This window comes from Sphingobium sp. (assembly GCF_035511395.1).
Lineage (GTDB): Bacteria > Pseudomonadota > Alphaproteobacteria > Sphingomonadales > Sphingomonadaceae > Sphingobium.
This window is the reverse complement of record NZ_DATKFP010000323.1, coordinates 1-12,582: the sequence shown is the minus strand read 5'-3', so window position 1 is coordinate 12,582 and position 12,582 is coordinate 1. Positions and strand designations below refer to the sequence as shown.

At 64.3% G+C, this 12,582-nt stretch carries 12 protein-coding genes and 1 pseudogene; 3 read left to right on the top strand and 10 right to left on the bottom strand.

The features are described from left to right. A pseudogene (locus tag VMR39_RS22700) lies at positions 1 to 524 on the bottom strand (hypothetical protein); the annotation flags it as partial. 174 nt (positions 525 to 698) lie between these two features. Between VMR39_RS22700 and VMR39_RS22695 the strand changes: the two are divergent. Further along, positions 699 to 1,157, top strand: coding sequence for a response regulator (locus tag VMR39_RS22695; RefSeq protein ID WP_325419365.1), 459 nt, complete (start codon positions 699 to 701; stop codon positions 1,155 to 1,157). Between the two features lie 82 nt (positions 1,158 to 1,239). Then, a complete protein-coding gene (locus tag VMR39_RS22690) occupies positions 1,240 to 2,565 on the top strand; it encodes an AmpG family muropeptide MFS transporter (protein ID WP_325419363.1) in 1,326 nt (441 codons plus the stop codon). Here the strand turns inward: VMR39_RS22690 and VMR39_RS22685 are convergent. The 7 genes from VMR39_RS22685 to VMR39_RS22655 all read right to left on the bottom strand — a co-directional run bounded on the left by VMR39_RS22685 (position 2,550) and on the right by VMR39_RS22655 (position 9,007). After that, complete coding sequence (locus tag VMR39_RS22685; protein WP_325419361.1) at positions 2,550 to 2,990, bottom strand: DUF6628 family protein; 441 nt, start codon at positions 2,988 to 2,990, stop codon at positions 2,550 to 2,552. The genes VMR39_RS22690 and VMR39_RS22685 overlap by 16 nt on opposite strands. Positions 2,991 to 3,058: 68 nt before the next feature. Then, on the bottom strand, positions 3,059 to 4,393 hold the full coding sequence (locus VMR39_RS22680) for a folylpolyglutamate synthase/dihydrofolate synthase family protein (protein WP_325419359.1): 1,335 nt from the start codon (positions 4,391 to 4,393) through the stop codon (positions 3,059 to 3,061). Positions 4,394 to 4,430: 37 nt separating this feature from the next. Continuing rightward, positions 4,431 to 5,279, bottom strand: coding sequence for an acetyl-CoA carboxylase, carboxyltransferase subunit beta (gene accD, locus VMR39_RS22675; protein WP_325419357.1), 849 nt, complete (start codon positions 5,277 to 5,279; stop codon positions 4,431 to 4,433). Next, positions 5,276 to 6,097 carry a tryptophan synthase subunit alpha gene (trpA, locus tag VMR39_RS22670; protein ID WP_325419369.1) on the bottom strand — a complete coding sequence of 274 codons (822 nt, stop codon included), beginning with the start codon at positions 6,095 to 6,097 and terminating at the stop codon, positions 5,276 to 5,278. The genes accD and trpA overlap by 4 nt, the downstream gene beginning before the upstream one ends. An 8-nt stretch (positions 6,098 to 6,105) precedes the next feature. After that, positions 6,106 to 7,362, bottom strand: coding sequence for a tryptophan synthase subunit beta (gene trpB / locus VMR39_RS22665; RefSeq protein WP_325419355.1), 1,257 nt, complete (start codon positions 7,360 to 7,362; stop codon positions 6,106 to 6,108). 95 nt (positions 7,363 to 7,457) lie between these two features. Further along, the gene (locus tag VMR39_RS22660; RefSeq protein WP_325419353.1) at positions 7,458 to 8,102 is read right to left on the bottom strand and encodes a phosphoribosylanthranilate isomerase; all 645 of its coding nucleotides are present in this window, start codon (positions 8,100 to 8,102) and stop codon (positions 7,458 to 7,460) included. Positions 8,103 to 8,134: 32 nt separating this feature from the next. Then, a complete protein-coding gene (locus tag VMR39_RS22655; protein ID WP_325419351.1) occupies positions 8,135 to 9,007 on the bottom strand; it encodes a lauroyl acyltransferase in 873 nt (290 codons plus the stop codon). A gap of 57 nt (positions 9,008 to 9,064) precedes the next feature. Between VMR39_RS22655 and VMR39_RS22650 the strand changes: the two genes are divergently transcribed. Next, complete coding sequence (locus VMR39_RS22650) at positions 9,065 to 10,183, top strand: glycosyltransferase (protein ID WP_325419367.1); 1,119 nt, start codon at positions 9,065 to 9,067, stop codon at positions 10,181 to 10,183. 15 nt (positions 10,184 to 10,198) lie between these two features. Here VMR39_RS22650 and VMR39_RS22645 read toward each other — a convergent pair whose 3' ends face one another. Then, positions 10,199 to 10,546 (bottom strand): DUF952 domain-containing protein, encoded by a 348-nt coding sequence (locus tag VMR39_RS22645; protein WP_325419349.1) that lies wholly within the window; start codon positions 10,544 to 10,546, stop codon positions 10,199 to 10,201. After that, the coding region (locus VMR39_RS22640) for a DNA gyrase C-terminal beta-propeller domain-containing protein (protein WP_325419347.1) at positions 10,543 to 12,582 on the bottom strand (2,040 nt) is incomplete at its 5' end. The genes VMR39_RS22640 and VMR39_RS22645, both read right to left, overlap by 4 nt.

Sequence of the window (12,582 nt, the reverse complement as noted above, 5' to 3'; positions counted from 1 at the left end):
TTCGGTCCCGTCCTGCGCGGCGGATAGGGTTTGGGCGCGGCGGTGCGCGGTGCATCAGTACGCGCGCGTTCCGGGCGACTGCGATCGGCACGGGGTCGTTCGACCCGGTCGCCGTCCCGCGACGTGAAGCGGGGCTTGGCGGGGGTGTCCTTCGCGCTGTCGTCGCGCCGCGATCGTGCGCCTGTGCGGGGCGCATCGGCGCGGGGGCGCCCGGTGCGATCGCGATCGGCGCGATTGCGGTCGGTGCGGCCGCGCTCCGTGCGATCGTCATCCTGTCGATGGACGCGCGCGTCCTTGGAGTCTTCTCCGCGTCGCGACGATGCACCGGCGCGTGGCGAGTCCGTGCGCGCACGGTCGGGTCGATCGCTCTTGCCATGGCCGAAGCGAGGTTTTTCTTCCTCTTCCTTCGACCCTGCGCTGCGCGATGCAGGGCCGCCGGGCCGTCTGCCGCCGGGGCCGGTCGGGCGTTTCGGGCCGCCGGGGGCTGCCCTGCGGGGCGGTCCGGATTTTTTCGGCGGTTGCACGGGCAATTCCTTTATTAACGCACTGGCCATTCCCATATGAGACAAATGCCAGCAACAGGCTGAAATGTGCCGCTCCGGCGCTTGGGCGAGAGGACTTGGGCAGTCCTTGGGCAACCCGTTCCGGGAGCGCGGCGTTTCTTCGGGTGCATGGCGGAAACAGGGCGGACTTGGCAAATGTTTTTCGGATTGGTGAAAGAGGGAGAAGCTCGTCGGCCGCGTCGCAAGGCCGTCCGCACCGTGTTGGTGGTGGAAGATGAACCGCTGGTTGCCTTCGACAATGAACATGCGCTGGAGCAGGCGGGGTATCGCATTGCGGCTACAGTGGACGAATATGGCCATGCGGTGCGAGTGATCGATGATGGCGGGGTCGACCTGGTAATCGCCGACGTGACGTTGCACGGAAAGAAAAGTGGGATCGACGTGGCACGTCACGCCGCCGCGCAGGGATTGCCGGTGCTGTTCGTCACCGCCCGTTGCCCCGTCGATGCACGCTCTCTGGCCATTGGATGTCTGGCCAAGCCCTATGCCCCCCGCGAGTTGATCGCCGCGATCGGCGTGGTCGATGCGGTGCTGCGCGGTGTACGTCAGCCCAGATTACCGCACGGCCTCAGTCTGTTCACTCCCGAAAGCTGATCCGCGCACTCGGCCCTTGCCAGCGACGGATCAGGCCATATGGTGGCGCCAGAATTGACGCCACCGGGGAACACGCGCATCCATGACCGACGCTACGCAGGCCAGCCATAGCTGGCTCGACGCCGTAAAGCCTTATGTGCAGAAGGCGCCGCTGGCGGCCTTTTTCCTGGGCGTTTCATCGGGCGCGCCCTTTGCGATGATCGCCGCGACGCTGACCACACGATTGGCACAGGACGGGATCGACAAGAAGGCGGTGACGGCATTCACGCTCGCCTTCCTCGTCTACAATCTGAAATGGCTGTGGGCCTGGATCGTCGACGGCGTCAGGTTGCCGATCATCGGCCGGCTGGGGCAGCGCGTATCCTGGCTGATCGTGGCTGGGTTCTTCGTGATGGCCGCCATGAGCTATCTGGCACTCGTCGATCCCAAAACCAGCCTGATCCAGACCGCCTATGCCGCCATATTGGTCGGCGTGGCCGGGGCGACCTATGACATCGTGATCGACGCCTATCGGATCGAACTGCTGAAGCCGGAACAACTGGGCGTCGGTTCGGGCATGTCGCAATATGGCTGGCGGATCGGATCGGTCGCCGCAGGTTCGCTGGCGCTGGTGCTGGCGGCGCGGATCGGCTGGCATGGCGCCTATCTGGCCTGTGGGGCCTTTGCATTGCCGGCCATGCTCACCGGCCTGCTGATGGGAGAGCCCGAACGACATCGCGATCCGGTCGCGCGGCGTGGACTGTCGGAAGTGATGGCATCGATTACCGGGCCGTTGGTGGAATTCTTCAAACGGCGTGGCGCGTTGCTCGTGCTGCTGTTCATCCTGCTGCACAAGATCGGCGACACGCTGGCGAACCTGACTTTCCGCCTGTTGTTCGACGATATGGGATATACCAATGACGAAATCGCTCTCTACGATGTCGGCATGGGTTTCTGGGCCTATCTGATCGGCATTTTCGTCGGCGGCATCCTCTACGCACGGCTCGGCATGAAGCGGTCGGTGTTGTTCAGCCTGATCCTGATGTGTATTTCCAATTTCAGCTTCGCGGCGCTGGCGGCGCTGGGGAAGAGCAACTGGGGCATGGCCGGCGCCATCGGGTTCGAGAATTTCGCAAGCGGCATCGGTGGTGTCACCGTGGTCGCTTATTTCTCAGCCCTTTGCGATCTGCGCTTCACCGCCGCCCAATATGCGCTGATCTCGGCCGCAGCGAGCATCGTCGGACGCTTCCTTACCGGCACGACGGCGGGCGGCTTGATCGAGCGGTTCGGTTATGTCGACTTCTACCTGCTGACGACTGCGCTCGCGGTGCCGGGCATATTGCTGTTCTGGCTGATGATGCGCGCGGGGCTGATCGATGCCAGCGTCGGTACGGCGGCGACGGAGACGGGGGATCAGCCTGCCGCGTAGAGGTCCAGCGGTCGACCAAGATCGCTGTGTGCCTGCGCTACGGCCTGGAGGCAGGTGAGGGCGCCCAATGCGTCGTCGTTGCCCAGAAGTTCACTGACGCGTTCATAGGCAGCGTTGGGTTCGCGCAGCGCTTCGCCCGTCGCCTGCATCATCAGCGCTTCGTCCGCGGTCATCCGGGCGCAGCAGCAGGGGGCGACCAATATCTTGCGGCTCGACGCGCGTGCGAGTTCGAGCATCATCGCCCGCATCAGGACCAGCGGCCGGCGATAGCTGCGGCCGAACGCGCCCAGCATGGCATTGGCAGCATGGGCGTCATTGACTCCGGCGGTGGCCATCCGGCGCATCACGAACAGGAAGAGACGGTTGCCGTAGCCGCCGGGAATGGGCCGGGGCAGGTCGAGGGGGGAGGTCTCTCCATAAGCCATAGAATCGCGCCTTCTGCGTTGTTCAGATAACGCAAGATACGCTATTGCGAGTCAGTCGCAAGTCCTATTCAGTCGGGTAGTTGCTCGTTCAGTCGCAAAATTTCGCCCGCCAGATAGAGAGAGCCGCCGATCAGCAGCTTTGGCGCGGCGTTGCCGGCATCTGCTGTGTTCGTGGCGATGGCGCGGATGGCCTCTTCGGGCGCTGCGTGAGCGGTGCTGGCAATGCCCCAGCGGGCCGCGACAGCGGCGAAGCGTTCCGGCGGATGATGGTCATGGCCTGGAACCGGCAGGGCGTGGATATGGGCGATTTTGCCCGCGAAGGGTGCAAGGAAGGCGTCCATTTCCTTGTTGGCGAGCATGCCGATGACAAGATGCAGCTTTTGCCCCTCCAGCCGATCGGTGGTGAAATAGGCGCCTATTGCCTCACCCGCACCCGCATTATGCCCACCGTCGAGCCACACCGTTGCGTTTTCCGGTAAGGGTGCAAGCAGCGGACCATGTTCCAGTCGCTGGAGACGGGCCGGCCAGTGCGCCCAGAGCGGTGCGGCCTTGAGCGCGGCTTCGGGCAGTGGCACGACGTCCTGATGGCGCAGCATGGCGAAGGCCAGCGCGGCATTCTGTACCTGATGTGCGCCGGCGAGGCGCGGCAGCGGCGTGTCGAGTCGGCCAAGATCGTCGCGATAATGGAGGCGGTCGCGATAGACGGCAGCATCCCAGTCTTCGCCCTGGCCGATCCAGACGGTGCCACTGCGGTCTGCCGCATCCTGCATGATAGGATGGAGCGCCTCGGGGTAGCGTTGTGTCACCAGCGGCGCGCCGGATTTGGCGATGCCGGCCTTTTCGGCAGCAATCTTTGCCAGCGTGTCGCCCAAGAAAGCCTGATGGTCGATACCGAGTTGGGCGATGCCGCAAACCGCAGGTGCGACCAGTATATTAGTAGCATCGAGCCGGCCACCAAGGCCCACCTCAATGATGCAGGCGTCGGCGTCATGTTCCGCGAAGGCGAGGAAAGCGGCGGCCGTCGTCACCTCGAAGAAGCTGGCATTCACGCCCTCCGCGATATCCAGCACCCGTTCGAGATAGCGGGCAAGATGGTCGTCGGCGATGAGCTGGCCCGATACACGGATACGTTCGTTGAAGCGGACGAGATGGGGCGAGGTGAATACATGGACGCTTTTGCCGTCCGCCTCCATCGCCGCGCGCAAGAAGGCGCAGGTCGATCCCTTGCCGTTGGTTCCCGCGACATGGAAGACAGGGGGGAGCGCCCGATGCGGATCGCCCAGCCGCTCAAGCAACCGGGTGATCCGCTCCAGCCCCAGCACGTCGGCGCCGGGGGAGAGCGACCAAAGCCGGTCAAGCTGAGCCTGCACCCGCGGGTCATCCGAAACGGCGTTGTCGGCCATGGCGCGCCTGCTCCCCTGTAGGGCGATCAAGTCTTGGTCAGGCGGCCACGCGTGGCGTCAGATAGCCGATCACGCGGGCCAGCGTGTCGCGCAACTCGCTGCGATGGACCACCATGTCTAGCATACCATGATCGAGCAGATATTCGGCGCGCTGGAAGCCTTCGGGCAGCTTTTCGCGGATCGTGCTTTCGATCACGCGCTGGCCGGCGAAACCGATCAAGGCATTCGGCTCGGCGATCTGGATGTCGCCCAGCATGGCGTAGCTGGCGGTGACGCCGCCGGTGGTCGGATCGGTCAGCACGACGATATAGGGCAAGCCCGCCGCGTGCAGCTTCTGGATCGCGACAGTCGCGCGCGGCATCTGCATCAGGGACAGGATGCCCTCCTGCATGCGCGCGCCGCCGGCGGCGGTGAAGATGACATAGGGGCATTTGTGGGCGATCGCGTCGTTGACGCCCTGGATGAAGGCCGCGCCCACGCCCATGCCCATGGAGCCGCCCATGAAGGCGAAGTTCTGCACGCCCATGACGAGCGGTACATCGTCGATCGCGCCGCGCGCGTTGATCAGCGCATCCTGATCACCGGTCGAGGCGCGGGCGGCCTTGATACGATCGGGATAGCGCTTGGAGTCACGGAACTTCAACGGATCTTCTGGGACGTGCGGCGTCGGCAGCAGGATGAACCCGGCGTCGAGGATCTGCTCGAAACGGGCATCCGGGCCGATACGGCCATGGTGGTCGCAACGCGGGCAGACCGAGAGATTTTCTTCCCATTCCTTGATGAAGATCATCTCCATGCAGGACGGGCATTTGTGCCACAGCGTTTCGGCGGTGGTTTCCTTCTTGGTGAAGGGCAAGGCGTTACGAACGCGGTTGATCCAGCTCATGCTGCGGTCTCCCGAGAGAAAGTGGTGAGGGCGCCGCTCAGCGACGCAACGAATTCCTGGACGAAGGGGCCGGCGGCATCGCCATGGCTGCCCACGATATCGACGATCGCCGAGCCGACGACGACGCCATCGGCGATGCGGCCGATGGCGGCCGCCTGTTCGGGCGTACGCACGCCGAAGCCGACCGCGATCGGAAGGTTGGTGGCGGCCTTCAGCTTTTCGACTGCGATCTCGATATTGGCCTGCGCCGCCTGTTGCTTGCCGGTCACGCCGGCGACCGAGACATGGTAGAGGAAGCCGCTTGCGCCTTCGAGTACGGCCGGCAGGCGCGCCGCGTCCGTGGTCGGGGTGGCGAGGCGCACGAGGTGGACGCCGGCAGCGCGCAGGGCGGGACCGATCTCGGCATCTTCTTCCGGTGGGATATCGACGCAGATGACGCCGTCCACACCGGCAGCCTTGCACTGGTCCGCGAACCAGTCAGCACCGCGCACCAGCATCGGATTGGCATAGCCCATCAGGACCAGCGGTGTGTCGGCGTGGCGCGTGCGGAAATCGGTGGCGAGGGCGAAGATGTCCTTCGTCTTCGTGCCCGAACCGAGGCTGCGCAGATTGGCCAGCTCGATCGCCGGGCCGTCGGCCATTGGATCGGTGAAGGGCATGCCCAGTTCGATGATGTCCGCGCCGCCCGCGACCAGCGCGTTGAGGATAGCAGGCGTGGCGGCGACATCGGGATCACCGGCGGTCACGAAGGTGATGAGCGCGGCGCGGCCCTGCGCCTTGCACGCGGCGAAGCGGGTGGAGAGACGATCCCCGGTCATGACGGCGCTCACATCTCCACTCCCAGCGCGTCGGCGACGGTGAAGATATCCTTGTCCCCCCGGCCCGACAGATTGACGACGATGATCTTGTCCGCGTCGAGCGTCGGCGCGACCTGCTGCGCGGCCGCGACGGCATGGGCGGATTCGAGGGCGGGGATGATGCCTTCGAGGCGCGAAAGGGTCTGGAAGCTTTCCAGCGCCTCGTCATCCTTGATTGGCATATACTGCACCCGACCGACCTCATGCAGCCAGCTATGTTCGGGGCCGATGCCGGGATAGTCGAGGCCGGCGGAAATACTGTGCGCCTCCGTAATCTGGCCGTCTTCATCCTGAAGCAGATAGGTGCGGTTGCCATGCAGGATGCCCGACGCGCCGCCTGCAAGAGACGCGGCGTGCTTCTTGTCCAGGCCCTCTCCTGCTGCTTCCACGCCAATCATCGCGACTTCAGGATCGTCGAGGAAGGGATGGAACATGCCGATTGCGTTGGAGCCGCCGCCAACCGGGGCGATCAGCAGGTCGGGCAGACGGCCCTCGGCTTCCATGATCTGGGTGCGAATTTCCTTGCCGATGATCGACTGGAAATCGCGAACGAGTTCAGGATAGGGGTGCGGGCCGGCGGCGGTGCCAATGATGTAGAAGGTGTCATGGACGTTCGACACCCAGTAGCGGAGGGCATCGTTCATCGAATCCTTCAGCGTCGACGACCCTGAATGGACCGGAATGACTTCTGCGCCGAGCAGCTTCATGCGGAAGACGTTGGGCTTCTGCCGCTCCACGTCCTTCGCGCCCATGAAGATCTTGCATTCCATGCCGAACAGGGCGGCGACGGTCGCGGTGGCGACGCCATGCTGGCCCGCGCCGGTTTCGGCGATGACCTTCTTCTTGCCCATGCGGCGGGCAAGCAGCGCCTGACCGATGCAATTGTTGATCTTGTGCGCGCCGGTGTGGTTCAGTTCCTCGCGCTTCAGGTAGATCTTGGCGCCCCTCTTTTCCCCATTTGGGCCTGCGGGTGCCCTGGCTCGCAGCGCTTCGGTCAGTCGCTCGGCATAATAGAGCGGGTTGGGCCGGCCGACGTAGGAGCGCAACAGTTCGGCAAACTCTGCGTCGAACGCGGGGTCGGCCTTGGCGGCCTTGTAGACCTTCTCCAGTTCAAGGATCAGCGGCATCAGCGTTTCCGCGACATAGCGGCCGCCAAAGGCGCCGAAATGGCCGCTCGCATCGGGCTGGGCGCGGAGGCTGTTGGGCAAGGTAACGGTGTCGGTCATGATGTCAGTCTTTCCGGGACAGATATGGGCGTTCGCTTACAGGAAAAGCGATCAGCGCCATCGTTGTCCGATGCGCACGACTATGAGCGTCTGCGTCAACATGCCGACACCGCTTTGCAGAAGGCCGTGATCTTGTCCACACTCTTGATGCCCGGCGCGCTTTCGACGCCCGAAGAAACGTCGATGAGCGGGGCGCCGCTGACGCGGATCGCTTCGCAGACATTGTCGATGCCAAGTCCGCCGGACAGGCCCCACGGCGCGGGCATCGCCAGGCCCCGCAGGAGCGTCCAGTCGAAGCGCAGTCCCATGCCGCCGGGCAACGCCGCGCCATCGGGCGTCTTGGCGTCGAACAGCAGGCGGTCGACCGCGCCGGCATAGGCGCTGGCGTTGTCGATGTCGGCGCGGGTCTTGACGGAAATTGCCTTCCAGACAGGCAGGCTGAAGCGCTGGCGGATGGCGGCTACACGCTCCGGGCTTTCCTTGCCATGTAGTTGGAAGGCGGTGATGACATCGGTTGCAACGAGACGGGCAAGCTGTTCGTCGTCGGGATCGACGACAACGGCGACCCGCTCGACATGCGAAGGCACGACGAAGGCGAGCGCCTTGATCTGGTCCGGCTCGATATGGCGGGGGCTGTTGGGGAAATGGACGAAGCCGACATGGCTCGCGCCCGCGCGCACGGCGGCCCCCAAAGTGTCGGGCGTGGACAGGCCGCAAATCTTGATCGCGAGTCGGGACATGAAGGCGGCCTTAGCGGCGATGGGCAGCGAAGTCACATGCCGCTGGCAGGCTGGTGGCCCGGTTGGGTCAGGTCCATGTCGTGCAGCGCCAACCAGTCGTCCGCATGGTCGATGCAGGCTTGGCCCAGGAAAGCGTCGAGCGTCGCCATGACCTCCTTGTCGTCGCTCTGGGTGAGATCGATCGGGGGGTGCCAGTGTAGGTCGAAATTGGGACCGCTGGTCCGGGCGAGATAGAAGGGGGTCAGCCTGGCGCTGGCCTTGCGGGCGAGCCTCAGCGTGAAATCCAGATTGCCGGATGGCGGCAGGTCGCGGCCGAAGCGGGGGAACCAGACCTGCTGTTCGCGGCGTTCGTCGATCAGGATGTAAAGCATCGCCCGATCCTTCGCCAGATGGCGCAAGATGGCGCGCGCCGCGCCTCCGCTGCCGGTGATGGCGTCGCCCATATAGCTTTTGCGTGCCTTCTTGAGCTGGGAAGCGACCTTTTCGTCTGCGGGCGGATCATAGACGCCAAGCGGTGGCCGATCGGTGGCGGCCTTGAGGTGCGCGGCCATCAGATCCCAGTTGCCGACATGGGTAGTGAGGAAGATCATCGGTCCCGGCATGTCGAGCACGGCGCGGTAGCCGGGTTCGTCACGCACGCTGACATGGGCCGGGCTGACGAGCCGGTCGACATTTGCGAGTTCCGCGAGCGTGCGGCCCATATTCTGCCAGCGTCGGGACAGCATGGCCTCGCGTGTGGCGTCGCCCAGATCGGGGCGAAGCAGCGCCAGATTGGCGCGTGCGCGCGCATCGCGCAGCTTCATCCGTGGACGCGCGACATGAAGCGCCAGTTGTCCGCCGATCCAAGAAGCCAACCGTGCGGGCAGGAAGCGCAGCAGGGCAAAAAGAAAGGGGTTGGATAGCATCGTCCAAGGGTCATACAGCAGCCTGTGAGACGGTAAAGGGGCACGACATTCGCGATGATGATGGGGCTGTGGATCTTTCTCCAGGCGATGACGGTGTTGGGTGTGTTCAATTACCTGCGTCATCTGCCAACCGATCGGAAGATCGAGGCGCCCGATGGCGTCGTCGTAATCCTGAGCGTGCGGGACGACTGGGACGGCGGACCGGATCTGATCGCCAGTCTCAAGGCGCAGACCGCGTCCTTTCGTCTGCTTTTGGCGACGTCCGGCGATTGCCCTTCGGCGCAGGCGCTTGCGGTGAAAGAGGGGGATTGGGTGCAGGTCGTGGCGGCCGGCGTGGCGACGGATGAAGGGCAGAAGGTCCATAAGCTGCGTGCCGCCTTGCGAGCGTTGCGCCCGGAGGATCGATGGCTGATCTTCATCGATGCAGACATCACGCCGCCGGCGCGGCTGGTTGGACGGCTGCTCTTTCCGTTGGTCAGGCACAAGGCGGACATCGTCACCGGCTATCGACTGTTGTTGCCGGGCCGGGGCTGTATGCCGGCGCTTGTCGGTGCGGTGGAGATGCAACTGGCGACAATGCCGCGATCGGCCAACGCCACCATGCCCTGGGGCGGCGCCATGGCGCTGCCGCGAACGATCGCGGAACGGCTGGACCTGCATGCGGCAATGGCGGGGCGCCTGTCGGACGATCTGGCTATCGGGCTGGCCGGATGGCGCGCGAAACTACGCCTGCGACCGGTCCGCGATCTGCTGGTGGCCAGCCCGCTGGAGGGGCGAATGGCGCCGCTCTGGGCGTTCGGCGTACGGCAATATCGGCACATCATCACCAACAGCCCCGGCATGTGGTTCGTAGCGATGCTGGGCGTGGCGATCCAGTCGGGGGCCTGGCTGTGGGCGATTGGCTGTGGCGGACCGATCGCCATCGCGATCGGCTATGGTGCGGCCTGGAGTCGGGTTCTGATCCGTCGCCGCATCATGGCGCGGACCCTGGACGCGCATCAAGTCCGGCGTGCTGGGCGTTCGCTCCTTTGGGATGCGCTGGCACCCTTTATACTCCTATGGGCGCATCTGGCAGTGCAGTTGCAGGCGGCCCTGTCCAACCGCATCCGTTGGGGCGGTTGGGACTATTGGGTCAGGCGCGGGAAAGTCGTGCGGATGGAACGAGTCAAAGGCTGATGTGTGCCGGGCTTTTCAGAAGCCCGCCGGGAACTGGTGCTGGCCGTCATCGCCGATGCGCAGCACCACCTTGCCCGCAACGGCGCTCATCGGCAGGTCGCCATAAAGGTGAGGGAAGAGCGCGCCGCCGCGTGACACTTCCCATTTAATAGCCTCGCCAAAGGGGGCGAGGTCGATCATCAGCATGACCAGCCGATCCTGTCCCGCAAAATGCTTGGCGACGGTCTCGGCCGCCTGATCACGCGTGGACATGTGGATGTAACCGTCCGTCAGGTCGATCGGCGCGCCCTTGAACACACCATCGGCCTTGAACTGGTCATATTGATCGGCGGTCAGCACCTTATAGGCGAACAGGTCGCTCACGCCTCTGTCGCTTCCGTTGCGTCGCCATCCTCGTCGCTTTCCTCGATCTTGGCGGCGCTCACCACATGTTCGTTGTCGGAGACGTTGAACAGGCGCACACCTGCCGAACTGCGGCCGATGACGCGCAAGCTGTCGAGACCCATGCGAATCAGCTTGGCCTGATCGGTGACGAGCATCAACTGGTTTGCCTGCGTAGCAGGGAAGCTGGCGACGACCGGTCCGTTGCGGCCGATATTGTCGATATTGGTGATGCCCTGACCGCCACGGCCGGTACGGCGATAGTCATAGGCCGAAGACAGCTTGCCATAGCCGTTGGTGCATACGGTCAGGATGAACTGCTCGCGCTCCTTCATCATGGCGAACATCTCCTGATCGGCCATTTCGCCTTCCTTTTCCGGCTTCCAGGGGGCAAAGCGCAGATATTCCTCGCGCTGTTCCTGATTGGCGCCGGAGCGATGCAGGACGGACAGCGAGATCACCTCGTCATCGTCCTTGAGCGTCATGCCGCGCACGCCGGTCGAGGTACGGCTCTGGAATTCGCGCACGTCGGTGGCGGCGAAACGGATCGCCTTGCCTTGACGCGTCGCGAGGAGCACGTCGTCATCTTCGGTCAACAACGCCACGCCGATCAGGCGATCGTCGCTGCCTTCGTCGAAGCGCATGGCGAGCTTGCCGTTGGACGGGATGTTGGCGAAGGCGTCCATGCTGTTGCGGCGCACGGTGCCGTTCGCCGTGGCGAACATGACGTGCAGATCCTTCCAGCTTTCCTCATCTTCCGGCAGCGGCAGGACGGTCTGGATGGTTTCGCCCGGACCCAGCGGGAGCAGGTTCACCATCGGACGGCCACGGGTGGCCGGCCCGCCTTCGGGCAGGCGCCACACCTTCATGCGATAGACCTTTCCGGCGGTCGAGAAGAAGAGCACCGGCGTGTGGGTCGACGTCACGAACAGTTCGGTGACGGCATCCTCTTCCTTGGTCGTCATACCCGACCGGCCCTTGCCGCCGCGTGCCTGAGCGCGGAAGCTTTCGAGCGGAGTGCGTTTGATATAGCCCTGCACCGTGACGGTGACGACCATCTCTTCGCGCTCGATCAGGTCTTCATCCTCGATGCCGTCGGCGGCAGCGGTGATTTCCGATAGGCGCGGCGTGGCGAATTCGTTCTCGATCGCTTCCAGCTCTTCGCGCATCACCGCGTAGAGCTTTACCCGATCGCCCAGAATGGCGAGATATTCGGCGATGGATTCGGCCAGTTCGGCCAGTTCCTTGCCGATTTCGTCGCGGCCCAGCGCCGTCAAGCGATGCAGGCGCAGGTCGAGGATGGCGCGAACCTGAATGTCGCTCAGCTTGTAGACGTCGCCGGTGACTTCCGTCTCGATCGCTTCGACCAGACGCAGATAGGGCGCGATCTCGCTGATCGGCCATTCGCGGGCCAGCAGGGATTCGCGTGCTTCGGCCGGGCTGGACGATCCACGGATGATCTTGACGACTTCATCGAGGTTGCTGACCGCGACGACGAGGCCGAGCAAGATATGCGCCCGGTCGCGCGCCTTGTTCAGTTCGAACTTGGTGCGGCGGGTGATGACCTCTTCGCGGAACTTGACGAAGGCCTCGATGATCTCGCGCAGGCCCAATATTTCAGGGCGGCCGCCACGGATGGCCAGCATGTTCGCGGGGAAGCTCGACTGGGCGGGGGTGTTGCGCCACAACTGGTTCAGCACGACTTCGGGCGTGGCGTCGCGCTTCAGGTCCATGACGATGCGCACGCCTTCGCGGTTCGATTCGTCGCGGATGTCGCTGATGCCCTCGATCCGCTTGTCCTTCGCGGCTTCGGCAATCTTCTCTACCAAGCCGCTCTTGCCGACCTGATAGGGGATAGACGTCAGGACGATCGAGCGGCGGTCGCCGCGACCTTCCTCGATATCATGACGCGCGCGCATCATGATCGAGCCGCGACCGGTATGATAGGCGCTACGTGCGCCAGACTGGCCGAGAATTAGCGGCGCGGTCGGGAAGTCGGGGCCAGGGACGATCTGGAT

Coding starts and splice junctions, on each gene's coding strand:
- VMR39_RS22695 (WP_325419365.1), top strand. CDS start 699: ATGTTTTTCGGATTGGTGAAAGAGGGAGAAGCTCGTCGGCCGCGTCGC.
- VMR39_RS22690 (WP_325419363.1), top strand. CDS start 1,240: ATGACCGACGCTACGCAGGCCAGCCATAGCTGGCTCGACGCCGTAAAG.
- VMR39_RS22685 (WP_325419361.1), bottom strand. CDS start 2,990: ATGGCTTATGGAGAGACCTCCCCCCTCGACCTGCCCCGGCCCATTCCC.
- VMR39_RS22680 (WP_325419359.1), bottom strand. CDS start 4,393: ATGGCCGACAACGCCGTTTCGGATGACCCGCGGGTGCAGGCTCAGCTT.
- accD (WP_325419357.1), bottom strand. CDS start 5,279: ATGAGCTGGATCAACCGCGTTCGTAACGCCTTGCCCTTCACCAAGAAG.
- trpA (WP_325419369.1), bottom strand. CDS start 6,097: ATGACCGGGGATCGTCTCTCCACCCGCTTCGCCGCGTGCAAGGCGCAG.
- trpB (WP_325419355.1), bottom strand. CDS start 7,362: ATGACCGACACCGTTACCTTGCCCAACAGCCTCCGCGCCCAGCCCGAT.
- VMR39_RS22660 (WP_325419353.1), bottom strand. CDS start 8,102: ATGTCCCGACTCGCGATCAAGATTTGCGGCCTGTCCACGCCCGACACT.
- VMR39_RS22655 (WP_325419351.1), bottom strand. CDS start 9,007: ATGCTATCCAACCCCTTTCTTTTTGCCCTGCTGCGCTTCCTGCCCGCA.
- VMR39_RS22650 (WP_325419367.1), top strand. CDS start 9,065: ATGATGGGGCTGTGGATCTTTCTCCAGGCGATGACGGTGTTGGGTGTG.